General features: G+C 71.6%; 25 protein-coding genes. 15 read left to right on the forward strand and 10 right to left on the reverse strand.

Annotation, left to right across the window (positions count from 1 at the left end; genetic code table 11):
* Positions 1 to 16: 16 nt before the first annotated feature.
* The 7 genes from GIS00_RS28875 to GIS00_RS07940 all read left to right on the forward strand — a co-directional run bounded on the left by GIS00_RS28875 (position 17) and on the right by GIS00_RS07940 (position 8,298).
* Positions 17 to 988 (forward strand): zinc-binding dehydrogenase, encoded by a 972-nt coding sequence (locus tag GIS00_RS28875; protein WP_322097679.1) that lies wholly within the window; start codon positions 17 to 19, stop codon positions 986 to 988.
* A 68-nt stretch (positions 989 to 1,056) separates the two neighbouring features.
* Positions 1,057 to 2,220, forward strand: a complete 1,164-nt coding sequence (locus GIS00_RS07920) for an acyl-CoA dehydrogenase family protein (RefSeq protein WP_154767620.1) — start codon at positions 1,057 to 1,059, stop codon at positions 2,218 to 2,220.
* A gap of 11 nt (positions 2,221 to 2,231) precedes the next feature.
* Positions 2,232 to 2,657 (forward strand): hypothetical protein, encoded by a 426-nt coding sequence (locus tag GIS00_RS26845; RefSeq protein ID WP_196073164.1) that lies wholly within the window; start codon positions 2,232 to 2,234, stop codon positions 2,655 to 2,657.
* Entirely contained in the window at positions 2,654 to 3,139 is a 486-nt protein-coding gene (locus tag GIS00_RS26850; RefSeq protein ID WP_196073165.1) for a MaoC/PaaZ C-terminal domain-containing protein, read from the forward strand. Before GIS00_RS26845 ends, GIS00_RS26850 begins: the two co-directional genes overlap by 4 nt.
* The gene (locus GIS00_RS07930; RefSeq protein WP_154767621.1) at positions 3,132 to 4,286 is read left to right on the forward strand and encodes a thiolase family protein; all 1,155 of its coding nucleotides are present in this window, start codon (positions 3,132 to 3,134) and stop codon (positions 4,284 to 4,286) included. Before GIS00_RS26850 ends, GIS00_RS07930 begins: the two co-directional genes overlap by 8 nt.
* A 4-nt stretch (positions 4,287 to 4,290) precedes the next feature.
* The gene (locus GIS00_RS07935) at positions 4,291 to 6,528 is read left to right on the forward strand and encodes a molybdopterin-dependent oxidoreductase (RefSeq protein WP_154767622.1); all 2,238 of its coding nucleotides are present in this window, start codon (positions 4,291 to 4,293) and stop codon (positions 6,526 to 6,528) included.
* 87 nt (positions 6,529 to 6,615) lie between these two features.
* Positions 6,616 to 8,298 (forward strand): class I adenylate-forming enzyme family protein, encoded by a 1,683-nt coding sequence (locus tag GIS00_RS07940; protein WP_154767623.1) that lies wholly within the window; start codon positions 6,616 to 6,618, stop codon positions 8,296 to 8,298.
* Here the strand turns inward: GIS00_RS07940 and GIS00_RS07945 are convergent.
* Positions 8,282 to 9,082, reverse strand: coding sequence for a nuclear transport factor 2 family protein (locus GIS00_RS07945; protein ID WP_154767624.1), 801 nt, complete (start codon positions 9,080 to 9,082; stop codon positions 8,282 to 8,284). The two genes, GIS00_RS07940 and GIS00_RS07945, sit on opposite strands and share 17 nt — an antisense overlap.
* 32 nt (positions 9,083 to 9,114) lie before the next feature.
* The gene (locus GIS00_RS07950) at positions 9,115 to 9,948 is read right to left on the reverse strand and encodes an SDR family NAD(P)-dependent oxidoreductase (protein ID WP_196073166.1); all 834 of its coding nucleotides are present in this window, start codon (positions 9,946 to 9,948) and stop codon (positions 9,115 to 9,117) included.
* Positions 9,949 to 10,065: 117 nt separating this feature from the next.
* Between GIS00_RS07950 and GIS00_RS07955 the strand changes: the two genes are divergently transcribed.
* From GIS00_RS07955 to GIS00_RS07965, 3 genes are all read left to right on the forward strand, one after another.
* Complete coding sequence (locus GIS00_RS07955; RefSeq protein WP_196073167.1) at positions 10,066 to 10,887, forward strand: alpha/beta fold hydrolase; 822 nt, start codon at positions 10,066 to 10,068, stop codon at positions 10,885 to 10,887.
* A gap of 110 nt (positions 10,888 to 10,997) precedes the next feature.
* On the forward strand, positions 10,998 to 13,091 hold the full coding sequence (locus tag GIS00_RS07960; RefSeq protein ID WP_154767626.1) for a 3-hydroxyacyl-CoA dehydrogenase NAD-binding domain-containing protein: 2,094 nt from the start codon (positions 10,998 to 11,000) through the stop codon (positions 13,089 to 13,091).
* Entirely contained in the window at positions 13,088 to 13,840 is a 753-nt protein-coding gene (locus GIS00_RS07965) for an SDR family NAD(P)-dependent oxidoreductase (protein ID WP_154767627.1), read from the forward strand. Before GIS00_RS07960 ends, GIS00_RS07965 begins: the two co-directional genes overlap by 4 nt.
* Before the next feature lie 16 nt (positions 13,841 to 13,856).
* On the opposite strand, the gene GIS00_RS07970 is transcribed toward GIS00_RS07965, so the two are convergent.
* The 3 genes from GIS00_RS07970 to GIS00_RS07980 form a co-directional block, all read right to left on the reverse strand.
* Positions 13,857 to 14,690: a PhzF family phenazine biosynthesis protein gene (locus GIS00_RS07970; protein WP_154767628.1), complete on the reverse strand. Its 834-nt coding sequence runs from the start codon at positions 14,688 to 14,690 to the stop codon at positions 13,857 to 13,859.
* Positions 14,691 to 14,850: 160 nt separating this feature from the next.
* Positions 14,851 to 15,378: a VOC family protein gene (locus GIS00_RS07975; protein ID WP_154767629.1), complete on the reverse strand. Its 528-nt coding sequence runs from the start codon at positions 15,376 to 15,378 to the stop codon at positions 14,851 to 14,853.
* Positions 15,375 to 16,193 carry a nuclear transport factor 2 family protein gene (locus tag GIS00_RS07980; protein ID WP_154767630.1) on the reverse strand — a complete coding sequence of 273 codons (819 nt, stop codon included), beginning with the start codon at positions 16,191 to 16,193 and terminating at the stop codon, positions 15,375 to 15,377. Before GIS00_RS07980 ends, GIS00_RS07975 begins: the two co-directional genes overlap by 4 nt.
* A gap of 66 nt (positions 16,194 to 16,259) precedes the next feature.
* On the opposite strand from GIS00_RS07980, the gene GIS00_RS07985 reads away from it, so the two are divergent.
* Entirely contained in the window at positions 16,260 to 17,009 is a 750-nt protein-coding gene (locus tag GIS00_RS07985; protein WP_196073168.1) for an SDR family oxidoreductase, read from the forward strand.
* Between the two features lie 362 nt (positions 17,010 to 17,371).
* Here the strand turns inward: GIS00_RS07985 and GIS00_RS07990 are convergent, their stop codons facing one another.
* Positions 17,372 to 19,648 (reverse strand): LLM class flavin-dependent oxidoreductase, encoded by a 2,277-nt coding sequence (locus GIS00_RS07990; protein ID WP_154767632.1) that lies wholly within the window; start codon positions 19,646 to 19,648, stop codon positions 17,372 to 17,374.
* 137 nt (positions 19,649 to 19,785) lie between these two features.
* Here GIS00_RS07990 and GIS00_RS07995 point away from each other — a divergent pair, with 137 nt between their 5' ends.
* On the forward strand, positions 19,786 to 20,592 hold the full coding sequence (locus GIS00_RS07995; RefSeq protein ID WP_154767633.1) for a hypothetical protein: 807 nt from the start codon (positions 19,786 to 19,788) through the stop codon (positions 20,590 to 20,592).
* Here GIS00_RS07995 and GIS00_RS08000 read toward each other — a convergent pair.
* The 3 genes from GIS00_RS08000 to GIS00_RS08010 form a co-directional block, all read right to left on the reverse strand.
* Positions 20,561 to 20,998 (reverse strand): VOC family protein, encoded by a 438-nt coding sequence (locus tag GIS00_RS08000; RefSeq protein WP_154767634.1) that lies wholly within the window; start codon positions 20,996 to 20,998, stop codon positions 20,561 to 20,563. The two genes, GIS00_RS07995 and GIS00_RS08000, sit on opposite strands and share 32 nt — an antisense overlap.
* 71 nt (positions 20,999 to 21,069) lie before the next feature.
* On the reverse strand, positions 21,070 to 21,315 hold the full coding sequence (locus GIS00_RS08005) for a hypothetical protein (RefSeq protein ID WP_154767635.1): 246 nt from the start codon (positions 21,313 to 21,315) through the stop codon (positions 21,070 to 21,072).
* Entirely contained in the window at positions 21,312 to 21,827 is a 516-nt protein-coding gene (locus tag GIS00_RS08010) for a hypothetical protein (protein WP_154767636.1), read from the reverse strand. The genes GIS00_RS08005 and GIS00_RS08010 overlap by 4 nt, the downstream gene beginning before the upstream one ends.
* A gap of 110 nt (positions 21,828 to 21,937) precedes the next feature.
* On the opposite strand from GIS00_RS08010, the gene GIS00_RS08015 reads away from it, so the two are divergent.
* From GIS00_RS08015 to GIS00_RS08025, 3 genes are all read left to right on the forward strand, one after another.
* A complete protein-coding gene (locus GIS00_RS08015; protein WP_322097680.1) occupies positions 21,938 to 22,414 on the forward strand; it encodes a MarR family winged helix-turn-helix transcriptional regulator in 477 nt (158 codons plus the stop codon).
* Positions 22,414 to 22,617, forward strand: coding sequence for a hypothetical protein (locus GIS00_RS08020; RefSeq protein WP_154767637.1), 204 nt, complete (start codon positions 22,414 to 22,416; stop codon positions 22,615 to 22,617). The genes GIS00_RS08015 and GIS00_RS08020 overlap by 1 nt, the downstream gene beginning before the upstream one ends.
* Before the next feature lie 159 nt (positions 22,618 to 22,776).
* The gene (locus tag GIS00_RS08025; protein WP_154767638.1) at positions 22,777 to 23,331 is read left to right on the forward strand and encodes a dihydrofolate reductase family protein; all 555 of its coding nucleotides are present in this window, start codon (positions 22,777 to 22,779) and stop codon (positions 23,329 to 23,331) included.
* Here GIS00_RS08025 and GIS00_RS08030 read toward each other — a convergent pair.
* Positions 23,307 to 26,534 (reverse strand): BTAD domain-containing putative transcriptional regulator, encoded by a 3,228-nt coding sequence (locus tag GIS00_RS08030; protein ID WP_196073169.1) that lies wholly within the window; start codon positions 26,532 to 26,534, stop codon positions 23,307 to 23,309. The genes GIS00_RS08025 and GIS00_RS08030 overlap by 25 nt on opposite strands.
* Positions 26,535 to 26,560: the final 26 nt, after the last annotated feature.

Below are 26,560 nucleotides of genomic sequence, written 5' to 3' on the forward strand. Positions count from 1 at the left end.
CGGTAAGGTCGGTCCTGTGAGAGTTGCCCGTGCCGTGCGGTTCACCGACGAGGAGCCGGCAGCGGTGATCGAGGTGGTCGACGTCGACGCCCCGGTCGCCCGCCCCGGATGGTCCGTCGTCGACGTCCGCGCCGCCTCCCTGAACCGTCATGATCTGTGGTCCATCGCCGGCGTCGGCGTCACCGCCGATGACCTGCCCCTGCCGCTCGGCTCCGACGTCGCCGGGGTCACCGCCGACGGCCGCGAGGTACTGGTGCACTCGCTGGTCGCCGATCCGGTGGGTGGTGGCGGTGACGAGCTGCTGGACCCGCGGCGCAAGCTGCTGGCGGACGCCGGTTCCGGTGGCGGGCTGGCCGAGCAGGTGCTGGTGCCGACCCGGAACCTGGTGGACAAGCCGGCCGGACTCACCTTCGAGCAGGCCTGCTGTCTGCCCACCGCCTGGCTCACGGCCTATCACATGCTGTTCGTCAAGGCGGCGCTGCGACCGGGCCGGACCGTCCTGGTCCAGGGCGCGGGCGGTGGCGTGTCCACGGCGGTCGTGGTGCTGGGTGCCGCGGCCGGACTGCGGGTCTGGGCGACCAGTCGCAGCGAGGAGAAACGTGCCCGTGCGGTCGAACTCGGCGCCGACCGCGCCTTCGCCACCGGCGAGCGGCTGCCGGAACGGGTCGACGTCGTGATCGAGACCGTGGGCGGCGCCACCTGGGACCACAGCGTCCGCTCGACGAAGCCCGGCGGCAGCATCGTGGTGGCCGGCGCCACCGCCGGCGCCGTGGTGTCGACGGACCTGAACCGGCTGTTCCTGCAGCACATCTCGGTGATCGGGTCGGCCATGGGCCGCATCCGCGACCTGCAGGACCTGGTGAGCTTCTGCGTGCAGCAGCGCATCTCACCGCCCATCGACTCGGTGTTCGCGCTCGACGATGCGGCCGCGGCGATCCGCCGGCTGTCCGACGGCGACGCCTTCGGCAAGATCGTCGTCACCCCCTGAACCACCGGGCACCGCCCCGGGATCTGCCCTCCTGACACCTACTCATCGACGAGAGAAGCGAGACAACAATGGATTTCGGCCTCGACGAGGACCAGCAGACGTTCGCGAAGATGGTCCACGAGTGGGTGGACAAGGAAGCGCCGAAGTCGGCCGCCCGCGAGTGGGAGAAGAACGAGCACGAGTTCCCGTTCGAGCTGTGGGACAAGTTGGCCGCGGCCGGCTTCCACGGCATCGGCATCCCGGAGGAGTACGGCGGGCAGGGCGGTGACGTGCTCACCCAGATGATCCTGGCCCGTGAGCTGTCCCGGTCGCTGGCCGGCCTGACCTGGGTGTGGGGCATCACCTCCTTCGCCGGCGGCAAGTCGGTGGGCTACTACGGTTCCGAGGAGCAGAAGCAGAAGTACCTGCCGCGGATCGCCGCCGGCCAGGACAAGTGGGCGATCGGGTTCACCGAGCCGGGTGGCGGCACCGACGTGCTCGGTGCCATGCGCACGAAGGCCACCAAGGTCGACGGCGGCTGGCGGATCTCCGGGCAGAAGACCTGGAGCTCGATGTCGCACGTCGCCGACTACATCCTGCTGCTCGCCCGCACCGACGACAACGTCGCGAAGCGGCACCAGGGGCTGACCCTGTTCATCCTGCCGACGAAGTCGGAGGGCGTGCAGATCAACGAGATCCCGAAGCTGGGCATGCGGGCGCTCGGCTCCTGCGACGTCTACCTGGACGACGTGTTCGTGCCGGACGAGAACGTGCTCGGCGAGGCCAACAAGGCCTGGTACATGCTGCTGCCGACGCTCAACAACGAGCGCATCATGCTGTCGTCCTTCTGCGTGGGCATCCTGGACGGCGTCCTCGAGGACGCCCTGCGGTACATGCACGAGCGGGAGGCCTTCGGCGGCCCGATCGGCCGGTTCCAGTCGCTGCAGCACCACGTCGCCAACATCGCGATGTGGCGGGACCAGGCCGAGCTGATGGTGTTCAAGGCCGCCTGGATGCAGTCGCTCGGCCGGGACTGCAAGCGCGAGTCGACGATGGCCAAGATCGTCGCCTCCGAGCTGGCCGGGCAGGGTGCGGACCTCGGTCTGCAGATCCTCGGCGGCATGGGCTACTCCGCGGAGACCGACATGCAGCGCTACTGGCGCGATGTCCGGCTGTTCCGCATCGGGCCGATCACCAACGAGATGGCCCGCAACACGATCGCCGAGGACCTCGGCCTGCCCCGGTCGTTCTGAGGCCGGATTCCATGAGCGACGGACCGATGGCCCACCTGGTGGGCCGGCGTGTGCCCGGAGGCACCTACCGGATGGAGCCGTACGAGAGCCGGCTCGCCCGGGAGGCGCTGCACGCGGTGGCCGACGACGAGCCGCATCCGGTGATGGCCTTCATCGGGGTGCAGCGCGGGATGGGCTGTTCGGTCCGCGAGCTGTTCGAGCTGCTGGAGTTCGACATCGACGACGGTCCGTTGCTGGCCCGCACCACCATCTCCGTCCCGGCGGCGTTGCACACCGACACGCCCTATGCGGTGGCCGGCGCGGTCACCGACGTGCGGCGCAAGTCCGGTCGCGCGCTGGGCGACTTCGACCTGGTGACCTGCGAGTTCACCATGGACGATGCGACGGGGCGGGCCGCCACGGTGACCAACGTCTACGCCCTCCGGCGGTCGGCATGACGGGCGCCCTGCCGGAGTGGCACCTGGCGGAGGTGCAGGCGGCGCCGATGAAGGTGCTGGCGCTGTTGCTCGCCGATCCCAACCCGATCCACTGGGACCGGGCCGCCGCGGCACAGGTGCTCGGCACGCCGCGCGAGGTCAACCAGGGGCCGTCCAACATCGCGATGATCTACCGGCAACTGGCCGAGGCCTTCCCGGGCCGCCGGATCACCGAACTGTCAGTCGCCCTGCAGGGCAACGTCTTCGCCGGTGATGCGGTGACCGCCGCGGGCACCGTGACCGGCACCGGCGAGGACGGCAGCACCCTGGTCGACGTCACGCTGACCGTCGACGGCGGCGCCACCGTGGTGACCGGCGCCGCCCGCGTCGCCCCACCTGCCACAGGCACAGATCCCGCCGCCGACACCGAGTCCGCAGCCGACACCGAGTCCGCACCAGCAGTTCCCACCCCGGCACCCCCACAGGAGAGCACCCATGCGTGAAGCAGTCATCGTCGAAGCCGTCCGCACCCCGATCGGCCGGCGCAACGGCGCACTGTCGTCGGTGCATCCGGTGGACCTGTCCGCGGCGGTGCTGAACGCGCTGGTGGACCGGACCGGCATCGATCCGGCGCTGGTCGACGACGTGATCTGGGGCTGCGTCAGCCAGATCGGCGAGCAGGCGATGAACGTCGGCCGGATGGGCGTGCTCGCCGCCGGCTGGCCGGAGTCGGTGCCCGCCACCACCGTCGACCGGCAGTGCGGGTCGTCCCAGCAGGCCGCAACGTTCGCCGCGGCCGGAGTCATCGCCGGGCACTACGACATCGCAGTGGCCGGAGGCGTCGAGTCGATGAGTCGGGTGCCGATGTTCTCCACCGTGCAGGACGGACCGGGCCACCCGAACTCGCCGCGCGTGCTGGACCGCTACCAGGACCGACTGGTCCCGCAGGGCATCGGCGCCGAGATGATCGCCGAGCAGTGGGGTCTGAGCAAGGAGCGGCTGGACTCCATCGCCGTCCGGTCGCACGAGCGGGCGCAGGCCGCGATCACCGGCGGCCGGTTCGCCGGCCAGATCGTGCCGGTGGAGAACGGCGACGGCGTCAAGGTCGACACCGACGAGGGCGTCCGGCCGGGCACCAGCCTGGAGACCCTGGCCACCCTGAAGACCCCGTTCCGGGAGAACGGCCGGGTCACTGCCGGCAACGCCAGCCAGATCTCCGACGGCGCCGCGGCGCTGCTGATCATGACCCCGGAGAAGGCGGCCGAGCTGGGTCTGCGGCCGATCGTGAAGTTCACCGCCTCCACCGTCGTCGGCGTCGACCCGGTCACCATGCTGACCGGGCCCATCCCGGCCACCCGGAAGATCCTGCAGCGCACCGGTCTCGGCGTCGACGACATCGGCGCCTTCGAGGTCAACGAGGCCTTCGCCTCCGTCATCGGCGCCTGGGAGAACGAGATCGGGCCGGACACCGACCGGGTCAACGTCAACGGCGGCGCCATCGCCCTGGGTCACCCGCTGGGCTGCTCCGGCGCCCGGGTGATGACCACGCTGGTGCACCACATGCGGGACAACAACGTCCGCTACGGCCTGCAGACCATCTGCGAGGGCGGCGGACTGGCCAACGCGGCCGTGCTGGAACTGGTGAACTGACACCATGCCCGTGGATCAGGGCACCGCGCCGGGGTACGAGACCGCCGCCGGCGCCCGGATCTGCCCGCTCTGCGAGGCGTGCTGCGGGCTGGACGCGTCGGTGCAGGACGGGCGCCTGGTGAAGGTCGTACCGCGCGCCACCGACGTGTTCAGCCACGGCTACGCCTGCCCGAAAGGGCTCGCGCTGGAACGCATCGACGGTGATCCCGATCGGCTCACCTCGCCGATGGTGCGGATCGACGGCGTGCTCCGCCCGGTCGGCTGGGACGAGGCCTTCGCGGTGATCGCCGAGCGGTTGCCGCCGTTGCTCGCCGAGGACCGCAACGCCTGCGCGATCTACCTCGGCAACCCGTCCGGTCACAACCTGGACCTGGGCTTCTACGAGGCCGCCCTGGTCAGCGCCGTGCGCAGCCGGAACCTGTTCTCGGCGGCGACCGTCGACTCGATGCCCCGGCACCTGGTCAACGGCATGATGTACGGCACCGGGTTCGGGGTGCCGGTGCCCGACCTGGAGCGGACCTCGTACCTGCTGGTGATCGGCTCGAACCCGATGGTCTCCAACGGCAGCCTGATGTCGGCACCGGGCATCCCGGGGAAATTGCGGGACCTGAAGGCGCGCGGCGGCCGGCTCGCCGTGGTCGATCCGGTCCGCACCAGGACCGCGGCGATGGCGGACCGGCACCTGGCGATCCGGCCCGGCGCCGACGCGCACCTGCTTGCTGCGATGATCACCACCCTGGCGGGACGCGGGTTGATCGACACCGGCACCGCCGGAGCGCATCTGGAGGGCCTGGACGAGCTGCTCGCCGCGCTGGCGCCGTTCACCCCGGCCGCGGTGGCAGCCCGGTGCGGGCTGGAGCCGGCCGCCATCGAAGACCTGGCCATCGAGTTCGCCGCGGCCGACGGCGCCGCCGCGCACGTCCGGATCGGCGGCAGCACGCAGCGTTTCGGCGCCACCACGAACTGGCTCGTGGACGTGCTCAACATCGTCACCGGCAACCTGGACCGGCCGGGCGGCGTGATGTTCGCGGCGGCGCCCGGTGGTGCCCCGAACACCCGGCCCGCCGACGGGCGGGGCTGGCCGCACTCCCGCTGGACCAGTCGGGTGCGCGGGTTCCCGGAGCGTCAGGGCGAGCTGCCGGCCGCCTGCCTGGCCGAGGAGATGGAGGTCCCGGGGCCGGGCCAGGTCCGCGCCCTGATCAGCATCGCCGGCAACGTCGCCCGCTCGCTGCCGCACTCGGCGCGCATCGAGAAGGCGCTGGCCGGGTTGGACCTGCTGATCTGCCTGGACGGCTACCTCAACGAGACCACCCGGTACGCCGACGTGATCCTGCCGCCGCCGCGGCTGGTCACCCGCGGCCACTTCGATCTCACGATCAACCAGTTCGCCACCCGGAACGTCGCCCGCTACTCGCGTCCGCTGTCCGCGCTGCGGCCCGGCGAACGCTCGGAACGGGAGGTGCTGCTCCGGCTCGCCTCCGTCGCCCGCGGCGACGGCGACCTTCCCGTCGAGGAACTGGACGAGGCCTTCGCCCGCAAGGCGGCCGACCGCAGCGACACGCTGTACGGCCTGGAGCCCGGTACCGCCTGGGCCGGCATCCGGCACCGTCGCGGGGCCGAACGGCTGCTCGAGCTGGGCCTGCGCACCGGCCCCTACGGCGACCTCTTCGGCCGCCGGCCCGGACGGCTGGACCTGGACGCCGTGGAGAACGCCCCGGACGGCGTCGATCTCGGGCCGCTCGAGCCACGACTGCCGGAGGTGCTGCGCACACCGAGCGGCCGCATCGAGCTGGCCCCGCCGGATCTGGTCGCCGACCTGGACAGGCTGGAGCAGGACCTGGCCCCGGAGCCGCCCGGCACCATGCTGCTGATCGGGCGCCGGCAGCCGCGCGGGATGAACTCCTGGCTGCACAACGCGCTGCCGGTCAACCGGAACCACCCGTGCACGGCGCAGGTCTCGCCAGCCTCGGCACAGAGACTGGGCGCCGCCGACGGCGGCCTGGTCCGGGTCGCCTCCGCCGTCGGCGAGGTCGAGATCCCGCTGGAGATCTCCGACACCGTGCCCGACGACCTGATCAGCATCCCGCACGGCTGGGGTCATTCCGCCGACGGCACCCGGCAGCAGATCGCCGTCACCACCCCCGGCGTCAACGCCAACCTGCTGAACGACGACGCCGATCTGGACCCGGTCTCCGGAACTGCCGTGCTCACCGGACAGTTGGTCACGGTGACGGCGCTGTGAACCGCGCTGTGAACCGCGCTGTGAACCGCACCGCCCCAGCACTTCCCAGCACCTCCTGATCGACCGCTGCAGCTCGAGAGGACCCCGATGACGCTCCACGACATTCCGACCGACACTCCCACCGACAGCACCGTCGGCGCACAGCCGGGCGGGGGCACCGTGCCGGACGACTTCCCGCGCACCGTGCCCGAGATGGTGCTGCGCAGCGCGCAGCGGTACGCCGACCGTGAGGCGTTCATCTTCGACGACACCCGCGAGACCTATGCCGAGCTGCTCGACCGGAGTCTCGAGATCGCCCGTGCCCTGGTCGGTCTCGGCGTGCAGCCGGGGGACCGGGTCGGGGTGCTGCTGCACAACAGCCTGGACTACATCCACCTGCTGTTCGGCTGCGCCTTCGCCCGGGCGACCGCGGTGCTGATGAACATCCGGCTCGCCCCGCCGGAGCTGGCCTACATCGCCCGCGACTCCGGCATGCGGTTCCTGGTCACCGACGACCTGGCACTGGACTTCAGCGACCTGCCCGGTCGCATGCGGACGGCCCTGCCCGGTCTCGCCGACGCACCCGAGGGGGTGGCCGGCCGGTCCGACGCCGCCCCCGACCTGGTGGCCTGCTTCCTGTTCGGCGACACCACGGCTCGCGGGTTCCTCGGTCGGGCCGAGTTGCTGGCCGCCGCGGAGCCGGTGTCCGCCGACAGCGTGCTGGCCGGGATCGGGCAGACCGACCCCGAGGACTGCTACATCATGATGTACACCTCCGGGACCACGGCGAACCCGAAGGGCTGCCGGCTGCCGCACCGGTCGATCCTGCGCACCGGGTTCGAGGTCGGCCGGCACGGGTTCCGGTTCACCGAGACGGACAAGCTGTGGAACGCGCTGCCGCTGTTCCACGTGAGTGCGCAGGCGCCGATGACCGGTGTGCTCAATGCCGGTGCCACCTACGTCTCCGAACTGCACTTCGACGCCGAGGAGTCGCTGGCGTTGATCCTCCGCGAGGGCGTCACCGCCATGTTCCCGGCGTACTCGACGCTGACCCAGCCGCTGCTGAACGTCTCCGGGGACCCGAAGACGACCTTCGCCGGGGTCCGGGCCATGCTCACCGTCGGCCCGCCGGAGTTGCTGATCTCCTACCAGGAGCAGCTGCCCGACACCACGATCCACATCAGCTGCTACGGCTCCACCGAGCTCGGCGGGATCGTGACGCTGGGCCGGCTGGACGATCCGGTGGAGGTCCGTGCGACATCGGGCAAGCCGTTGTCCGGCATCGAGCTGGAGATCCGCGACCCGCTGACCCGCGAGGTCGTACCGGCGGGCACCCAGGGCTCGATCTGGATCCGCGGCTACAACCTGTTCACCGAGTACCACAACGATCCGGTGAAGACGGCCGAGAGCCATGACGAGCACGGCTGGTTCGACACCGGTGACCTCGGGAAGGTCGACGCCGACGGCAATCTCACCTTCCTCGGGCGGATCAAGGACATGCTGAAGGTCGGCGGCGAGAACGTCGCGTGCGTGGAGATCGAGGCGCTGCTCGCCGCCCACCCGGACGTCGCGATCGCGGCCGTCATCGGAAAGCCCGACCCGAAGTACGACGAGGTCCCGGTGGCGTTCGTGGAGCTGATCCCCGGCCGGTCGATCAGCGAGGAGGCGCTGATCGACTACAGCCGGAAGAACCTGGCGAAGTGGAAGGTGCCGCGCGAGGTGCGGTTCGTGACCGAGTGGCCGATGTCCATCACCAAGATCCAGAAGTACAAGCTCAGGGAGCTGCTGTGAGCCTGCGGGCCGCGGTGTAGCGGTCGGTGACCAGGTGACCCGTCACCTGGTCACCGCCGCCGACGGTCACGATGCCGGTGATGTACAGATCCGCCGGCCGGCCGGCCCGGTCCTCCGGGACGGCCAGTCCGCTGCGGTAGGACCCGTCCAACCGGACGTGGAACGCGACCCGCTCCCCGGCCCCGAACAGGTCCAGCACGGTCACCGTCGCGTCGTCGAGCCGTACCCGCGGCCCATGTGCGTCGTCCACCTCGAGGACCTCGTCCTGCAGGAAGGCCGGGTCCGCCAGTAGGTCCCGCACGACCTGCTCGATCCGCGGGTCGGCCGGCATCGGTTCCTGCAGCCACGGGTCGAGCGCGGGGGAGGGGACGGGCAACGGGCCGAGGACGCCCTCGAGCTGCTCCCGCCGGGAGTGGTAGTCCTGTTCCACCCGGCACTCCGACAACAACCCGTCCCGGGTGCGGTACATGCTGATGCCGCGCCAGGACCCGGACGTCCCGGTGCGCAGTGAGCGGCCGTGCTCGCTGAACCGCAGCGCCGCCCGGTCGGTGCCCAGCACCAGGTCGTGCACGGTGAAGCCGAGGGTCGGGAACTGCTGGTACAGGCGGGCCGTGGCGGGCTTGTAGTTCTCCTCCCGGCCACTGACCTGCGCCGGGCCCATGATCAACAGGTAGTCGTCGACCATCAGCTCGTCGCAGACCGAGAAGTCATGGGCCGCGGTGTATCCGAACGCATAGCGCCGGAGCAGCTCGGACAGGTGGTCAGGGGCGGTGCGGGGCGTCATCCGGGCCTCTCAGCGGTCGGCGTCGTACTCGGTCAGCGGTCGTCGTACTTGTCGCCGCGGCCGGCCGCCGAGAGCACCGCGGTCCAGCCGCCGTCCACCACGATCGACTGGCCGTTCACGTAGGCGCTCAGGTCCGAGGCGAGATACACGCAGGCACCGGCGATGTCACCAGGGGTGCCGAGCCGCCCCAGCGGGACCACGCCGAGCATCGGGTGGTGGTCCGCGCCGCTGGCCAACGGCCGATCGATGAGCGTCATCGCCGTCTCGATGACACCCGGGTGCACGGCGTTGACGCGGACTCCGCGCCCGGCCAGCTTCGGATCGCCGGCCGCGGCATAGGTGATCAGCCGCACCCCGCCCTTGCTCGCCGAGTAGCCGGGGGAGGCGACCGAGCCGTGCAGGCCGGCGACGCTGGACATGTTGATGATGCTGCCGCCGCCCTTCTCCGCCATCCGGCTGCCCGCGGCCTTGATCCCGAAGAACACACTGCGCAGATTGATCCCGAGGATGCGGTCGAACTCCTCGACCGGAAGGTCCAGGATTGAACCGGGCTTGCCGACGATGCCGGCGTTGTTGACCAGGACATCGACGCCGCCGAACTCGTCGGCGGCGGCCATCAGCGCCTCCCAGTCCGACTCGCTGCTCACGTCGCAGGTGACGAAACGGTAGGTGGCGCCGAGCTCGTCGAGCAGCTCCGTGGTGGGCTTCCCGCCCTCCCGCGGCTCGGAGATCAGGTCGGCGAGGATGATCGCGGCAGCGCCCTGCCGGGCGTACTCGAGTGCGATCTCCCGGCCGTTGCCGCTCGCGGCGCCGGTCACGACGGCGACCTTGCCGGCCAGCAGGCCGGCGGTGGGTGCGGTGCCCATGCTGAAGTCCCTTCTCCCGGTGCCGGCCCCGGTGCCGGTCCACCCGACCGGTTCTAGCGGTCGCTAGGTAGATAGTGGCACACCGACCGCGCGCCGTCGATGGTGCATGATCCGGGGGTGGCAACGGATCCGGTGCAAGCGGGCACCCTGGACGTCGACGGGTCCCGGATCGCCTGGTGGACAGCGGGTACCGGCCCGGGTACGCCGTGGCTGCTGCTGCACGGCGGCGGAGCCCATGCGGGCTGGTGGCGGCCGATGGCAGCTGTCGTGCGAGGGCGCCCGGTGGTGGCGCTCGACCTGTCCGGGCACGGCCGGTCCGGCTCCCGGGAGCGGTACAGCTACCAGGGCTGGGCGCAGGAACTCGTCGCGGTCGCCGGAGAGGTGTGCGGAGGTCCGGTGGTGGTCGTTGCGCACAGCATGCACGGCCGCACCGGTGTGGCCGCTGCGGCCCGCCACCCGGACGCCGTGGCCGGCCTGGTCCTGCTGGACACCATCATCCCCACCCGGTCCGGCGAACCCGACCCGCGGCGGCCCGGAGGTCCGGTCCGGCAGCCGACCCGCGAGGACGCGCTGCGTCGGTTCCGGCTGCGGCCCGGGACCGGCCTGGTCGATCCGGCCATCCTCTCGGTGCTGGCCGAGGAGTCAGTGGTGCAGGACGCAGGCGGCTGGACCTTCGCCTTCGACCCGCGGACCTTCGAGGCGGCGGACCTGGTCTCGATCAACGGCCTGGTCCACCGGGTGCGGTGCCCGGTGGCGGTGGTGCGGGGATCGCTGAGTGCGATCGCGACGCCGCCGATGGCGGCGGAGTTCTCGGCCGCGCTCGGGCGTCCCGTCGTGCGGGCCGAGGTGCCCGGTACCGACCACCACATGATGCTGGAGGACCCGGAGGGCACCGCGCGCGTGCTCGGCGCCTCGGTCCGGGCGCTCCGCATCCGGTGAGGCGTGAATCGTCGTTCTGATGTCGGCGAGGTCACTGGTCGATCTGACGAGCGCTAGGTATACGGTAGGCATCCCGAGCCCGACACCGCCGTCGCCCGACTGGAGACCTCATGACCGTGATCAGCCGTACCGACGACGGGTCCGTGGCCGTCCTGACGCTCGACGTCCCGGGCCGGTCCACCAACGTGGTGGACGAGCAGGTGCTCGCCGAGCTGGCCGACCACCACAGTGCTCTCGAGGCCGACCCGGCGATCGAGGCCTTCGTCGTCACCTCGGGCAAGAAGAGCGGCTTCGGGGCCGGTGCCGACCTCGACTGGCTCCCGCAGCTCGTCGCCCGACCGGATGCCGCCGAGTACCTCGGTGGTGTGCACGCGCTGATGGCACGGATCGCCGGCTCCGGTACACCGATGGTCGCGGCGGTCGACGGGTTCGCGTTCGGCGGCGCCCTGGAACTGCTGCTCGCCGGGGAGGAGATCGTGGTGACGCCGTCGGCCACCCTGGGCCTGCCGGAGGTCACACTCGGGCTGCTGCCCGGTGGGGCCGGCACCCAGCTGGTCCGCCGCTGGCTCACCGCCGAGCAGGCCCTCGACGTCCTGCTCACCGGCCGTCCGCTGACCGCCGCGGCGGCGCAGGAGGCCGGCCTGGTGCAGGAGATCGTGGCCCCCGAGGACCTGCTGGCCGTCGCCATCGGCCGGGCGCGGGCTGCTGCCGCCCGCACCACCCGTCGTACCGACCGCGACAGCAGCGAGTCGCTCGCAGCCGCAGCTGCATCCCGGCGCGAGACCCTCGCCCCGGCCGCCGGTTCCGCGCCCGACCGGATCCTGGGGGCGGTGGCCGCAGGGGCAGCCGGCGGATTCGCCGCCGGGTCGGCTGCGGAGGTGGCCGCGTTCCTGGACCTGGCCGTCTCGCCCACCTCCCTCGCACTGCGCCACCTGTTCCAGGCCGAGGCGGACATCAAGCGCCGCAGCCGGTCCGACGGTGCACCGGTGTCGGCCCTCGGCGTGGTCGGGGCCGGCCGGATGGGTGCGGCGATCGCTGCCACCGCGGTCACCAAGGGTCTGCAGGCGGTGGTCAGGGACGTCGGTCAGGACAAGGTGGACGAGGCGCACGGCTACCTCGACCAGGTCCTCTCGCGCACCAAGGCCTCGCCGGACAAGCGGGCCGCGGCCGAGGAACGATGGTCGGGCACGACGGAGTGGGAGGGCTTCGCCGGCGCTGACGCGGTGATCGAGGCGGTCTTCGAACTGCCCTCGCTCAAGAACGAGACCCTCTCCGCGATCTCCGGTCTCGTCGCACCGGATGCACTGATCAGCACCAACACCTCGGCGATCCCGATCTCGTCGCTGGCCCCCGCGGTGTCCAACCCGGGCCGGTTCATGGGCACCCACTTCTTCTCCCCGGTGGACCGCATGCCGCTGGTCGAGCTGATCCCGCACACCGGCACCGACCCGGCCACGGTGGCCCGGGTGGCCGGCCTGGCCCGGTCCCTGGGCAAGGTGCCGGTCGTGGTCGCCGACGTGCCCGGCTTCCTCACCTCGCGGGTCTACGCCCGCTGGCTCATCGAGGGCGTCCGGCTGCTGCTGGAGGGCGTGCCGGTACCGGCCGTCGACGCGGCGGCCAAGGCCGGCGGCTTCCCGGTCGGGCCACTGCAGGCGCACGACGAGGCGTCGCTGGACCTGGTGGTCAAGGCCAGCATCACCCAGGTCGCCGAGGCGGTGATGACCGACCGGCTCGATGTCGCGACGGTCCGGGCCGCCCTGGAGAAGCTCATCGCCGCCGGGGTCACCGGCCGTAAGGACGGCTCCGGCTTCTACGCCTACGCCGACGGCCGCCGGTCCGGCGCCAACCCTCTGGTGGCCGACACCCTGGGCGTCACTGCCGATGTCGACGCCGTTCCGGCCGACGTGGTCCGCGACCGGCTGCTGTACGCCTTCGCCTCGGAGTGCTGGGTCTGCTGGGACGAGGGCATCGTCTGCCACCCGGACGATGGCGACGTGGCCGCGGTGCTGGGCATCGGGTTCCCCCGCCCGCTGGGCGGCCCGTACCACTGGGCCGATGCCGTCGGCGCCGCCACCGTCGTCGCCCGGGCGGCCGAGCTGGATCCGGTGGCCTTCCCGGTCGGTGCCCGGCTGCCCGCGTTCGCGGCCGATGGCGGCAGCTTCGCCGCCGAGACCCGGCTCGCGGTGCCGGGCCGGCCGGCATGACCGCCCGACTGGCGCTGGTCACCGGCGGCAGCCGTGGCATCGGCCGGTGCACGGCGGAGATCCTGCTGGCCCGGGGCCATGCCGTGGTGATCACCGGCCGGGACCCGGAGCGGCTGGAGAAGGCTGCCGCCGAGCTCGGCGGGGACGTCCGCACCCTGGCGATGGACGCCGCGGACGTGGCCGGGACGGCGACCTCGTTCGCCGAGGTGGCGCCCGACATCCTCGTCGCCAACGCCGGTGTCGGCTACTCCGGCACCGTCGCCTCCACCCCGCTCACCGACTGGGACGATGTCATCGCGACCAACGTCACGAGTGCGTTCGTCGCGATCAAGGCCGTGCTGCCGCACATGCTGGAGGCCGGGTGGGGGCGCATCGTCACCGTCGGGTCGATGGCGGCGCACGTGCCGATCCGCTACGGGATCGCCTACACCGCCTCGAAGCACGCGCTGTGGGGACTGACCAGGGCGGTCTCCGTGGAGTGCCGGAAGAAGGGGGTCACCGCCAACATGGTGGCCCCGGCTTTCGTGCGCACCGACATGACGCGCGCCAACGCCGAGCTGCTCGGTGGTCCGATCGAGGAGGCCGAGGCCAAGCTCGGCGCGCTGTCCACCTGGGGCCGGCTGATCGAGCCGGAGGAGGTGGCCGAGCAGATCTGCCGGTTCACCGGCCCGGAGGCCGACGGCATCACCGGTACCTCGGTGACCATGGGCTTCGACAGCACCCTGGACACCGACCCGCTGACCGTCTGACCCGGGTGGGCCGGCGTCAGTCGGCGCCGAGTGCCACCTCGCCGGTGATGCCGACGACAGTGCCGCCGCCCACCCAGATGTCATCGCCGACGGCCTCGACCGACACCCGGCCGCGCCGCTGCAACCGGGTGCCCTGGGACGCGAGGTAGGAGCGCGGCGCGATGCCGGCCCCGATCAGCCACTGCGCGATCGAGGCGTTGAGACTACCGGTCACCGGGTCCTCTCCCTCTCGGCTCACGAAGGCCCGAACCTCGTACTGCGCGGGCGAGCCCGGCGGGTAGGCGCCGACCACGCCGATGTTCGGGACGCCGTCCAGCCGAAGTTCCTCGCGCTGCAGCGCCAGGACGGCGTCGGCGCCCCGCAGCAGCACCGCCAGCCAGCCCGGACCGTTGTCCGCCCACTGCGCACCCAGGATCTCGTCCGGCCTCAGCCCGAGACCGTCCAACACCGCAGCCAGGTCCGCCTCGGACACCGGTCCGGACCGCAGCCGCGGCGGCGCCGCGAAGGCCAGCCGCTGGTCGGTGATCCGCACCCGCACCAGCCCGACGCCGCATTCCTGGACGAGTTCGGACGACCGGTGGGGGACTCCTCCCGCCTCCAGCCAGGCCCGGGCGGATCCGAGGGTGGGGTGGCCGGCGAACGGCAGTTCGCCGGCCGCGGTGAAGATCCGCAGCCGGTAGTCGGCGGCCGGGTCGGTGGGGGACAGCAGGAACGTCGTCTCGCTGAGGTTCGTCCACCGGGCGAACGCGGCCATCGTCGCGTCGTCGAGCGTGTCCGCGTCGTGCACCACCGCGACCGGGTTGCCCAGCAGGAACTCATCGGTGAACACGTCGATCTGGCTGAAGCGCATGGGAACACCCTGTCACGGCGGTGGCCGCTGCTGCGCGCCCGTCCCGATCGGCGGCAGACCCGCTGCGTCGTCGGGCGCTTCCATTGTTCCCGCCTGCGACCAGAGGCGCCCGCTCTCGTCGTCCCATCGCGGTGCACCGGCTCCGCGACCGGGGGGGGGCTCAGTTGCCGACCGGGAAGGGTCCTCCGGCGAACCATGCCTCGAACCCGGGCCGCCGGGACGACGCGCAGATCTCCAGCAGCACGCCGCCGGGGAGCCGGTGGTAGGCGAAGCCGGACGCGCCGTCCTGGCCGGAGTCGTAGGTGGCCAGCATCGGGGACCCGGATGCCGCGAGCGCGGCGGACGCCGCGGGCACGTCGTCGCACCAGGCGCCGATGTGGTGCGGGGCGATGATGCCGCCGACCCCGACCGGCTGCAGTGCCCACAGCGTGCCGGGCACGGCCTGGATCACCTCGAGGTGATGCGGGCCCTCGACGGTGTAGGCCAGACGCATCTCCGGCCGCACCGGGCCGTCCGGGCCCTTCAGCACCATCGTGCGGTCCTCGATCGGCGTCCAGCGCACTCCGAGCAGACGGCTGAGATCCGCCATGTCGCGTTCGATGTCGGAGACCACGAAGCCGGTGTGGAAGACCTCGAAGGCGGCGTCCGGCAGCGAACCCGTGGGCAGTCCGCCGGGGAGGGCGGTCATGCGATCGCCGCCGAGAGTCGGCGACCGCAGGCCAGCCGGTCGGTCACCACGTGGCCGGTGATGTCCCCGGTGGCCGGCGCGACGTGCAGGATGGCGGTGGCGTACAGCCGCGCGGTCGAGCCGACGGCCGACGCGAACCCGTCGCCGAGGCCGCCCAGGTAGCTGCCGTCGACCGCCACGTGCGCGGCCACCGCCGGGCCGGCGCCGAACAGGTCGAGCACCTCCACGGTCGGGGCATCGAGCCGCACCCGGTTCTCCGGATGGTCACCCGCGTCCTCGGCGTCGAAGACGATCCCCGGCGCCGTGAGAAACGCTGCGCTGCAGAGATGGTCCCGAACGAGTTGCTCGCCCGCGGCGTCCGCAGGCGCGGGCGGGGCGGTCCACGGATCCATCGCGGGCGCGGGGATGACGTCGGCCCGTCCGTCGGCGGCCTGCCGTTGCCGCGACTCGTAGTCCTGCTCGACCCGGCACCGGGTCAACCGCTCCCCGTCGTACTCGTACAGGCTGATACCGCGCCAGACGGCGTCCTGCCCGTTGCGGAGCGAACGGCCGTGCTCGGAGAAGCGGAACGCGGCGCGCGAGCCGTTGTTGAGCAGCTCGTGCACCGTGAATCCGAGCCCGGGGTACTGCCGGTACTGCTTCTCGGTCGCGGGCCGGTAGTGCTGCTCCCGGCCGCGGGCCACGAACGGGCCCATCAGCAGCTCGTAGTCGTCCACCATCAGCTCGCCGATGATCGACAGGTCGTGAGATGCGGTGTAGGAATAGGCGTATCGGCGCAGCAGTGCGCTGAGCGGATGCAGGTCCGGGCCGGGCATCCGGTTACCTTACAATCGGTTGGTAGAAATGTCGATGCCGTGCGCGGCGGTGATGGAGGTGTCGGGATGACGTCCCGGTTCGCAGTCGGCAAGGCCCTGGTCACCGGGGGCGCCCAGGGCATCGGTGCCGCGATCGGTCGGCGGCTCGCCGAGGAAGGGATGAGCGTCGCCCTGGTCGACCGGAACGAGCAGGGAGCACTGGCGACCGCCGCTGCCATCGGCGAGGCCACCGGCAGCCGGGTCTTCGGGTACGGCGCGGACGTCACCGATGCGGCCGGCCTCGGGGCGACCGTGGGGAAGGCCGCTGCCGAGATGGGCGGCCTGGACTGCTACATCGGCAACGCCGGCATCACGCGCGACAAGGCCTTCCACAAGCTCACCGACGAGGACTGGGACGCCGTCATCGCCGTCAACCTGACCGGTGTGTTCAACGGTCTACGGGCCTGCGCGCCGTGGCTGCGCGCACCTGGGCCCGGCCGGGTGGTGCTGATCTCGTCGGTGGTGGCCAAGGCGGGCAACTTCGGCCAGATGAACTACATCGCAGCCAAGGCCGGGGTTGTCGGACTGGTCCGCTCCGGGGCTTCCGAGCTCGCCCGTGCCGGCACCACCGTCAACGGCATCCGGCCCGGCTTCATCGAGACCGACATGACCGCGGCGATGCCGGAGGAAGCACAGGCGGCCATGCGTGCGGCCAGCCCGCTCGGCCGCGCCGGCACGCCGGCCGACATCGCCGGAGCGGTGGCCTTCCTCTGCTCCGAGGACGCTTCCTTCGTCACCGGCCACATCCTCGACGTGAACGGTGGCATGGCCTTCTGATTCCTTGCCCCGGGAACCGGACGTCCCGCAGTTCGTTGGCCCGACATCCGTTCTCCAGACGGTTGTTCGGCCAACGAATGGGGATGGCGACGGATCCGTTGTGGTTGACGGGCCAGGGAAGGCGAACTACGGAGGGCCGCTGCCTCCGGGGCCGTTCAGGTACACGTGGTGTCAATCTGAGGACCGTGAAGGAACTCCCCACCGCCGGCCGGCTCGAGAACTCCATGCCTGCAGCCGCTCTCGGTGGTCAGGGCAAGCAGTGAACGCGACCACCCACCCGCTGCCGCCGGACTCGAGAACTTCACGCCTGTAGCAGCTCTCGCTCGCCAGGGCAGGCACTGAACCCGACCGCCCCACCGACCTCAGCCGGTCACCGCCTGCTCGGGACGGATGTTGAAGTTGTCACGGAACACGTTGTCCGGGTCGTAGCGGCGCTTGAGATCGCGCAGCCGCGCGATGGTCGCGGGTGGGAAGGCATCGTCGAGTCTCGCCTCGCGCAGGTCGGTGTCGAAACTGGGGTACAGGCCGGAGAAGTGCGGGTGCAGGGCGTCCCAGCGGTCGTCGAGCCGCGCCCTGTCACCGCCGAACGCGATCACCGAGAAGTTGGCCGACCGGTTGCCGTAGGCGGTGGCGGCAGGATCGACGTCGCCGACAGCACCGCCGACACAGCGGATCTGGAAGAAATAGCTGGTGCCTGCGTCGAGCAGGCCGGCGATCCCGGAGGTGAACGCCGGGGTCAGGTGGTCGATCAGACCGGATCTCGCCACCGGGTCACCCTGACCGTTGTGGGCGGCCGGGCTGGCGTTGTTCATCACGCTCGCGTACCGGGTGAGCGAGACCGACTGGTCCAGCAGCGGTCCGGTGTCGGCGAGCGGTTGCAGGCGGGAGATGATCGTGTCCGGGTCGTCGCAGTCCACCATTGCCATCAGCTGGGCCACCTGCGGCCGCCCGGGCCGGGTCGCGCCCATGATCAGGAAGCAGGTCAGGTCGCGGGGCGCTGCCTCCATCACCGCACCGAACCGCACCAGGTAGTCGGCGATGTCGTCCACCCGGATCGCGAGCTGGGCCCAGCCCACGTCACCGACCTCGTCCACCTCGAACTCGAACGCCGTGACGATGCCGAAGTTGGCCCCGGCGCCCCGCACCGCCCAGAACAGATCCGGCTCGTGCTCCGCGTCGGCCCGCACGAGAGTCCCGTCCGAGAGCACGATCTCAACCGCGCGCAGGTGGTCGACGGTCAACCCGTGCTGACGGGCCAGCCAGCCGATCCCGCCCGCTGTGGCCAGCCCGCCGACGCCGACCCCGCCGTAATCGCCGGAGCTGAGCGCCCAGCCGTACGGGTCGAGGGCCGCGGCCACCTCGCCCCACCTCGCCCCCGGGCCGAGCCGGACGATCCGCCGCGCCTCGTCCAGCACGGTGATCTCGTTCATCCCGGCCAGGTCGATCACGATGCCGCCGTCGTTCGTCGACCGCCCGCTGATGCCGTGGCCGCCGCTGCGCACCGCCAGTGGGACCTGCTGCCGGCGGGCGAACTCGAGTGCGGTCACCACGTCCTGCACGGATCCGGCCTGCAGGACCAGACCCGGTGAGCCGCCGCGCATGTAGGTGTTGCGGACCCGGCCGAACCGCGCGTCCCCGGGCTCGATCGCAGTGAGCCGGGCGGGGACGGCCTCGTAGTCGATTCCCGGTCGTCGACGCGCGCGCACCTCTGCACTCCGCACCGGGGCGAGATCGGCGGCACCCGGGCCACGGTGCTCCGCGACCGCCTCCCGCAGCGCAGGCGCGACCTCCTCGGCGAACATCTGGAGCGAGTACGGGTCGTCGGAGCCGAGGACGAAGGTGTCGACGCCCTGCTCGACGGCCAGCGGAAGCAGGTCTTCGACCCAGGTCGCCGGGGGCCCGGTGAGGATCTTGTCGGCGGCCCGGGCCGAACCGAACTGCCCCATCACGTTGAGCAGCCGCCGGATCTCGCGCGGATCCCGCCCGGCCGCGACCGCGGCATCGTCGATCGTCCGGTTCCCCTTCTCGAGATCCCCGGGCTGCAGGTACGGCAGCGACGGCAGCCAGCCGTCGGCCGAGCGCCCGACCAAGCGGAGCATCCGGGGCTTGTAGGCCCCGATGTGGATGGGGATGTCGTGCGCCGGTGCCGGCCCACGCTTCGCGCCGTCGACCGAGTACACGGTGCCGGCCACCCGCAACGGTCGGCGCTCGGCGGGATCCCAGACGCCGCGGATGATCCCGATCGCCTCCTCCAGGGAGGTCACCGCTTCGGCCGGCGTCAGACGGCGCCCGCCCATCGCCTCGATCGCGTCCCAGAAGGCGCCCGATCCCAGGCCGAGCTGCACCCGGCCGCCGGACAGCAGGTCCAGACTCGCCGCCGCCCGCGCCGCGACCGCCGGCAGGCGCAGCGGGAGGTTCAGCACGTTCGCCGACAACTGGATCGTGGTGGTGCGGGCAGCCACCCAGCAGAGCAAGGTCCAGGTGTCGTGGAAGGTCGGCTGATAGGGGTGGTCCTGGAAGGTGACGAGGTCGTAGCCCCACTCCTCGCTGCGCCGCGCGAGGTCGACCGGCTGGGACGGCGGATCGTTCACCGGGGTGAGGAACGTGCCGAAGCTGAGCGGCCGGTGGTAGTCGGGCATGCTCCGAGTCTGCGCCGGTGAGCGCACCCGGTGCAAACCACGGAGAAGTTACTTCGAAATTCCTAGCCAACGGCTGATCGCTTCCTGGACGTCGAGGCGATGGTGTGCCGCGCGCGTCGTCGCGCGAGAATGGCGGGATGGCAACCCCGCCGGAGGTCACCACGTCGACCCTGCAGCAGCAGGCGTGGGACGCGGCCGCGCGTTGGGCGGACAGCGACATGCCGCTGGCGGAGATCGTCCGCCGGGTGCCCGCCGATCTGGCTGACGGCGTGCGGGCGCAGGCCGAGGCGGCGGTGCCGGCCCGGGGTCGACTCTTCGCCGGTTCCCTCGCGTTCGCCCTGGCCTGGGCCGTGGCTGTCGACGTCAGCCTGCTCGTCATCGGATCGAGCGCAGCCCGCCCGGTCCCCGGACTCACCGTGCTGATCTGCGTGGGCGCGGTCCTGGTGGCGCTGGTGTTCGGCACGGTGGCCGGCCGGCACCGGGTGAAGGAGCGACGCATCCGCTGGGGACATCTGCGGAGTCAGGGGCTCGCCGCGGTGGCCGAGGACGCGGCCCGTACGGTCTGGTCCCGCCAGGTGGGAGGTCGTTGGCGACCGTACGGACCGGTGCCGCCGGCCGGCACGGACCAGCGCGCGGCCGAGGCCTGGATGCGCCGCTTGGGTGCCGCCGACGGGCGGTTGCGCGTCGTGGTGTCCGCGCCGTCGCCTGATGCGATCCGTCGTGTTGCTCCCGGCGGACCGATCGTCTTCCTGTCGGCCGATCCCGACCAGCCACCTGACATCGACGACGCCGCAGATGATCTCGGGCTCGCCGTGTTCGGGGTCGAGCATCGCACCCTGATCGCCCACAGTGCTCTCGCCCGTCAGGTGGTCGACGCTCTCCGCAACGGTGCCGGCGCCCCTGCCGATCTGCTCAGCCCAGCGGAGCGGACAACTCCAGGTTGATGCCGTCCGGGTCCTGGAACGACAGGATCGCCATGCCGGCCGCGGTCAGGTCGATGACCTCACCGTGCTCGATGCCCTCCGCGGAGAAGCGCTCCGCCGCCGCGACCAGGTCGTCCCGGGACGCGACCGCGAAGCTGACGTGATCGAGACCGGCCTGGTCCGGATCGAAGACGCTGTCACCGGGCGCCACCGGGCGAAGCCCGAGGAGTGCGCCGGAGGGCGTGCTGAACACCGTGCCGCCGTAGAACTTCTCGGGAGCCTCACGGACCCCCGGTTCGTCCACGTGGTCGGACATGTCCACGGCGATCGGCCAGCCCAACACCTGCGAGTAGAAGGCCTTGGACCGGGCGATGTCGCTGACGGTGAGCCGGACGTGGGAGAAACCGGAACTGTCGATGATGGCCATGTTTCCGGCGGTTCCCGCCTCGCGCTTACCGGAATCGGGACTCTCGTCGGGAGTAGAGACTTCTTGGGGCGTCAGATCAACACCAGGAGAAGGACGACGAGGGCGACCAGGATCACCAGCAGCCCGACCAGGACGAACCGGAGTGTGCCCGGGGACCTTTGTGCGGATGGCGCCGGGACGAATTCCATCGACGGGGCCTGGCCGGGTGCGAACGGAACCCCGGTATGTGGCCGGTCCATCGGATTCTCCGGCGATCCGTACGGCTGCGGCGGGCCGAAGTTCGACCCTTCACGGATGCGGAACTCGTCCTCGGTCATGGGCGCCCGACTCCGATCGCGATCATCAACACGGCAACCTCCCCGACCAGCAGTGCCACGCCGGCTCGGTACGCGTTGAACCGCCGCTCGATCAACGGCTGGTTCCTGTCCGCTGCGCGGCTTGCACTCACAGTCGCCATCCGGAGGATCTTGTTGGCATCTCTCCGCGACTCCTCGTCGAGCACGTCCAGCGCGTTGATGCCGAACGCCCACCGCTTCACCGGGAACAGCACGAACATCGCGCAACCACCGACCGAGAGAACCACCGCCGCGAGCACCCACGTCGCCCAGGTGGGCAGCAGGTACTCGGGGGACGACTGATCGGCGCCGAACAAGCCCAGACCCGCCGTGAAGGAGGTGCCGATCGCGGCAGCGGCCAGCAGCCCGGCCGAGCGTGTCCGAAGATCCGCGATCGTCTGCAGCTGTTCCTTCAGCCGGGCATCGGCGAGGTCGTAGGCGAACCGGTAGGTCTCGTTGATCATCGACGACTGGCCCTCCGATCCGCTCGTCACCTGCGAGAACGATGGCGTGGACCAGCATGACACCGGAACGGCAGTTTGTCCGATCCGATGAAGCGGTGCGGCAATGATTGGTGTGGCAAACAATGGCGTAGCATGGAACCGTGACCAACAGGCCCGCTACCGCTGCCCCACCCGACGATCCGCTGACGCTCGATCAGCAGGTGTGTTTCGCCCTCGTCGTGGCGTCGCGGGGTGTGCTGTCGCTGTACCGGCCGCTGCTCGAACCGATGGGGCTGACGCACCCGCAGTACCTGGTGATGCTGGCGCTGTGGGAGAAGGATCCGCGGTCGGTCAAGGAGCTGTCCGAGGTGCTGGACCTGGACCCGGGCACGCTCTCGCCGTTGCTCAAGCGCCTGGAGGCCTCCGGTCTGGTCGAGCGACGGCGCTCGACGACCGACGAGCGGCTGCTCGCGGTGACGCTGACCGGCCCCGGTCGCGCACTGCGGACAAAGGCGTTGGAGATCCCACCGGCAATCGTCCAGCGGCTCGGGATGCCGCTCGACCAACTCGAGCGGCTACGGGACGACCTGCACCGGCTGATGGCGGCCGCCGCCACGGATCGGGCAGGAGAGAGCTGATGTCGCACTCCGGGTCCATCCCGCCCGCGCAACGGCGCCTCACCATCGTGCTCGCCGCGGTGTTCGTCGTGCTCGTGGTCGGTGGCTCGCTCGTCGGCAACGCCCTCGCCGGTACCCCGATCGACTGGCTCTGGATGATCGCGGGCACCGCCTTCATCACCCTGCTGTTCGCGCTGTTCCTCTGGGTCCGGCTCAGTGACTGACGCGCCTGACAAGGCCTGACGTCACCGATCACGCCGCGTCAGGACCGCACCGGAACCGGACCTGAAGGGAACCGTAAGGTCGGCCCGGCAGTGTTCTCGGTGTCAGGAGAACACGAACGGCCCGGACGAAGAGCCGGACCAGAACCCAAGGAGCCCGACATGCGCAAGCTGATCAACTCGACCTACATCACCCTCGACGGCCACATCGAGAACCCTATGTTCACGATGGACTACTTCGACGAGGAGGCCGGCGCCGTCGCCGGTGCCATCACCGAGGCCGCCGACGCGATGCTGATGGGGCGGGCCACGTACGACGGGATGTCGCAGGCCTGGCCGAACCGGGACGAGAACGACCCGTCCACCGGCGCCGCCTACTTCAACAACGTCAAGAAGTACGTCGCCTCCACCACGCTGACCGATCCCACCTGGAAGAACACCGAGGTGCTGCAGGGCGACCTGGTCGAAGCGGTCACCGCACTGAAGGCCACCGAGGGCAAGGACATCATCCAGTACGGCTACGGCTCGGTCACCGACCAGCTGGTCAAGGCCGGTCTGGTGGACGAGGTGATCTTCTGGATCCACCCGGTCCTGGTCGGCGGCCCCTCGCTGACCTCGCCGCTGCAGGACGCCGCGGCCACGTTCGAGCTGATCGGCACCAAGGTCTTCGGCAACGGCGTGATCGTCGCGACCTACCGCCCGAAGACCGCCGGCTGATCGGCGGCGCCGTCGCCGGTGCGCCCGTCCGGTCTCCCGGGCGCGCCGGCGAGGTCGGCCGTTCGGCCCACCAGCGCCTGGAGGTCGGCAACGTCCAGAGCGGCGCCTTCGGCCTCGGCAAGGCCGAAGGGTCCGGCCCCGAGGACCTCCCGGAGACGCCCCGCAAGCGCGCCGACCGTCTCCGTCTCCGCCGTGGGCAACGGGGGATCGGCGGAGTGCGAGGCTCCGGCCGCCCCCAGCAGGCGGGCGCCGTCGGTGGGATCGACGGCCAGCGCGGCCAACGACTCCAGTGCCCCGGCCGCATCGCGCGGGGAACCCATCGCCATCGACGCCGTGAACGCCTCGGCGCAGAGCGCGGCAGCCGGACCCGGGAGATCCTGCTCCGAGTGGATCGACGCCAGCTCGAGCAGGATCATCGGAAGATGCACGGGCGGCGAGCACTCCGCCCGAGCGGCTGCGATCATGGAGTCGAGAAGGCCTGCAGCCGTTCCAGTCTCGCCAAGGCGGCGGAGGGCCGTCGCCAGGCAGATGTCGGCGAGCACGGTCCCCGCAGAGGACCCCTGGTCCGCGGCCACCCGACGGGCCCGCTCGGCGAGTTCCCGCCCGGCCGCGACGTCGCCTGCCTGCAACCGGATCCACGCCAGCCAGGACAGCTTGCCCACCACATCGGGCCAGAGCTGCAGCTCTTCCGCCTGGTGCAGGCCCGTCGACAGCAGGGCAGCCGCGTCGTCCAACCGGCCCTCCATCTCGGCCAGGCCCGCCTGCCAGTCCGCGGCCTGCAGTTGTCCCCAGGGATCACCGATCACCGCGAAGAGCTCTGCGCCACGAGAACTCTCCCTCGCCAACGCGTCGAGATCACCGATCACATGCGCCAACCGGGCCCGGTCCACGGCCACCGCCGCCGTGACCCAGAGAGTGTCGTCACCATCGCCGTCGGCGCCGCCACCGTCGGCATCGGGTGTGCCCACCGGCAGTGCAGCCGCTCCGGGTTCGAGTTCGCTGCGCTCGATCAGCGCATGCGCGAGGAACCACCGCGCCCGCATCGGCGTTGCGGCGGCCGCCAGGACACCGGCGACCTCGTCGATCTCGATCGGCCCACCCAGCAGGATCGACAGCCCCAGCCGCCACGGCGCGGCCGCATCGGACGCCGCGGGGCTCCCCGTCACCGACAGCGCGGACAGCGCCTCGGTCAACCGGCCACGGAGGAACCGGTACCAGAGCAACACCGTCGCGAGCCGCAGGCCACCTCCCGCGGCCTCGGCGGCGGCGAGGTTCCCACTCTCCGCGTCCAGGATGGGCAGCGCCGCAGCCTGTTCCGGGCCGCGCAGTCGCGCATCGGCGGATGTGGCGACGGCGACGCACCACTGCAGGTGCCGGTCGCGGAGGGCATCGGGTTCGGTCACCCGGGCGGCCGCGTACTCCCGGACCGACTCCAGGAGGTGGTACCGCGGTCCGGCTCCGCCGTCCTGCGGATCCGCACCGGCAGCGCCGTCGACGACCTCGTCGACCACCACCCCGTCGACCACCACCTCGTCGACCACCACCAGGGAGCGGTCGACGAGTCGTTCCAGCAGATCCGTGTCGGCATCGCAGACCACCGCGGCCGCTGCGCCGGTCCAGCCGCCCGAGAACACCGACAGCCGGGCCAGCGCGTCCCGGTCCGATGGGTCGAGCAGGTCCCAGCTCCAGCCGATGACGGCGGCCAGCGTGCGCTGCCGCGCCGGCTGGTCCCGTCGCCCCGAGTCCAGCAGCGCGAACCGGTCGTCCAGCCGGTCGAGCACGCCCTGGATGCCGAGTGTCCGCACCCGGGCCGCGGCCAGCTCCAGTGCCAGCGGCAGTCCGTCCAGCCGGCGGCAGAGCCGGGCGATCGGCGCGGCCGTGCGGTCGTCGATGCGGATGTCGCGGCGGTGCGCAGCGGCCCGTGCGGTGAAGAGCCGGGCCGCGGCCGACCGGCGCACGGTGTCCGTGTCGTCGGCGTCCGGCAGAGCGAGAGGCGCGACGTCGTAGAGGAACTCGCCGCCGATCCGGAGCGACTCCCGACTGGTCACCAGGAGTCGGAGGCCGGGCAGGGCGGCCAGCAGGGTCGCAGCCAGCTCGGCCACCGGCTCGATCACGTGCTCGGCGTTGTCCAGCACGAGCAGCGCGTCCCGGCCGTCGAGCGCCGCGACCAGCCGTCGGTCCGGGGGCGTCGCGTCGCCGGCCGACTCGTGCAGTCCGAGGGCGAGGGCCACCCGGCTCGCGACGTCGGGTGACCCGGCGGGCAGGGCAGCGAGTTCGACGAACCAGTTGCCGTCGGGACGCGGGGCATCCCGGGCGGTCTCGGTCGCCAGTCGGGTCTTGCCGACCCCGCCGGGGCCGATCAGGGTCACCAGCCGGTGCGCGTCCAGTGCCGCGCGCAGCGCGGCGAGCGCCGCACCGCGGCCGATCAGCTCGTCGACCCCGGCGGGCACGCTGTTGCGGACCAGTGCGGCCCGCGGCGCCGGGGCGAGACCGGCGTCCTGGTCGAGGATCCGGGCCTGCAGTGCGGTCAGCTCCGGCCCGGGATCCAACCCCAGCTCGTCGGCCAGCCGCTCCCGGACATCGGCGTAGACCTCGAGCGCCTCCTTCTGCCGACCCGCCGCGTACAGCGCCCGCATCTGCAGGCCGCGCACGCTCTCCCGCAGCGGGTCCTCGTCGGCCCACCCGGCCAGCTCGCCGACCAGCAGGTCGTGGTCGCCGGCGGTCAGCCGGAGGTCGGCGAGCCGCTCGCGGAGCACCAGACGGTGCTCCTGCAGCCGGGTGATCTCGGTGTCGGCGAACCCGGCGTCGGCCATGTCGGCGAACGCCGGGCCGCGCCACAGCCCGAGCGCGCGAACCAGCGACGTCATGTCCCCGGCCGCTCCGAACGCGGCGAACTCGTCGGCGTCCACCTCCGTGGCCCGCAGCAGGTACCCGGGCGGTTGGGACACCACCAGATCCCGCGCCCCGGACTCCGCATCCTGCAACGCCTTGCGCAGCTGGGACACCCGGACCTGCAGCGCCCCGGCCGGATTCACCGGAGCCGCCTCGCCCCAGAGCTCGTCGATCAGCCGGTCCGCCGACACCACCCGGTTGCGGTGCACCAGGAGCACCGCGAGCAACTGGCGGACCTTCGCACCCGGGATCGGCACGACCGCCCCGTCGTCGGTCGTCGCCGTGACCGTGCCGAGCACACCGAACCGCATCCGGCGGCACCCCCTGGAAGTCGTCC

Origin of the sequence: Nakamurella alba (assembly GCF_009707545.1) — a bacterium.
Lineage (GTDB): Bacteria > Actinomycetota > Actinomycetes > Mycobacteriales > Nakamurellaceae > Nakamurella > Nakamurella alba.

Bases quoted from the DNA above. Each gene is read 5' to 3' on its own strand.
- GIS00_RS07920 (WP_154767620.1), top strand. From the start codon at position 1,057: ATGGATTTCGGCCTCGACGAGGACCAGCAGACGTTCGCGAAGATGGTC.
- GIS00_RS26845 (WP_196073164.1), top strand. From the start codon at position 2,232: ATGAGCGACGGACCGATGGCCCACCTGGTGGGCCGGCGTGTGCCCGGA.
- GIS00_RS26850 (WP_196073165.1), top strand. From the start codon at position 2,654: ATGACGGGCGCCCTGCCGGAGTGGCACCTGGCGGAGGTGCAGGCGGCG.
- GIS00_RS07930 (WP_154767621.1), top strand. From the start codon at position 3,132: ATGCGTGAAGCAGTCATCGTCGAAGCCGTCCGCACCCCGATCGGCCGG.
- GIS00_RS07935 (WP_154767622.1), top strand. From the start codon at position 4,291: ATGCCCGTGGATCAGGGCACCGCGCCGGGGTACGAGACCGCCGCCGGC.
- GIS00_RS07940 (WP_154767623.1), top strand. From the start codon at position 6,616: ATGACGCTCCACGACATTCCGACCGACACTCCCACCGACAGCACCGTC.
- GIS00_RS07945 (WP_154767624.1), bottom strand. From the start codon at position 9,082: ATGACGCCCCGCACCGCCCCTGACCACCTGTCCGAGCTGCTCCGGCGC.
- GIS00_RS07950 (WP_196073166.1), bottom strand. From the start codon at position 9,948: ATGGGCACCGCACCCACCGCCGGCCTGCTGGCCGGCAAGGTCGCCGTC.
- GIS00_RS07960 (WP_154767626.1), top strand. From the start codon at position 10,998: ATGACCGTGATCAGCCGTACCGACGACGGGTCCGTGGCCGTCCTGACG.
- GIS00_RS07965 (WP_154767627.1), top strand. From the start codon at position 13,088: ATGACCGCCCGACTGGCGCTGGTCACCGGCGGCAGCCGTGGCATCGGC.
- GIS00_RS07970 (WP_154767628.1), bottom strand. From the start codon at position 14,690: ATGCGCTTCAGCCAGATCGACGTGTTCACCGATGAGTTCCTGCTGGGC.
- GIS00_RS07975 (WP_154767629.1), bottom strand. From the start codon at position 15,378: ATGACCGCCCTCCCCGGCGGACTGCCCACGGGTTCGCTGCCGGACGCC.
- GIS00_RS07980 (WP_154767630.1), bottom strand. From the start codon at position 16,193: ATGCCCGGCCCGGACCTGCATCCGCTCAGCGCACTGCTGCGCCGATAC.
- GIS00_RS07985 (WP_196073168.1), top strand. From the start codon at position 16,260: ATGACGTCCCGGTTCGCAGTCGGCAAGGCCCTGGTCACCGGGGGCGCC.
- GIS00_RS07990 (WP_154767632.1), bottom strand. From the start codon at position 19,648: ATGCCCGACTACCACCGGCCGCTCAGCTTCGGCACGTTCCTCACCCCG.
- GIS00_RS07995 (WP_154767633.1), top strand. From the start codon at position 19,786: ATGGCAACCCCGCCGGAGGTCACCACGTCGACCCTGCAGCAGCAGGCG.
- GIS00_RS08000 (WP_154767634.1), bottom strand. From the start codon at position 20,998: ATGGCCATCATCGACAGTTCCGGTTTCTCCCACGTCCGGCTCACCGTC.
- GIS00_RS08005 (WP_154767635.1), bottom strand. From the start codon at position 21,315: ATGACCGAGGACGAGTTCCGCATCCGTGAAGGGTCGAACTTCGGCCCG.
- GIS00_RS08020 (WP_154767637.1), top strand. From the start codon at position 22,414: ATGTCGCACTCCGGGTCCATCCCGCCCGCGCAACGGCGCCTCACCATC.
- GIS00_RS08025 (WP_154767638.1), top strand. From the start codon at position 22,777: ATGCGCAAGCTGATCAACTCGACCTACATCACCCTCGACGGCCACATC.
- GIS00_RS08030 (WP_196073169.1), bottom strand. From the start codon at position 26,534: ATGCGGTTCGGTGTGCTCGGCACGGTCACGGCGACGACCGACGACGGG.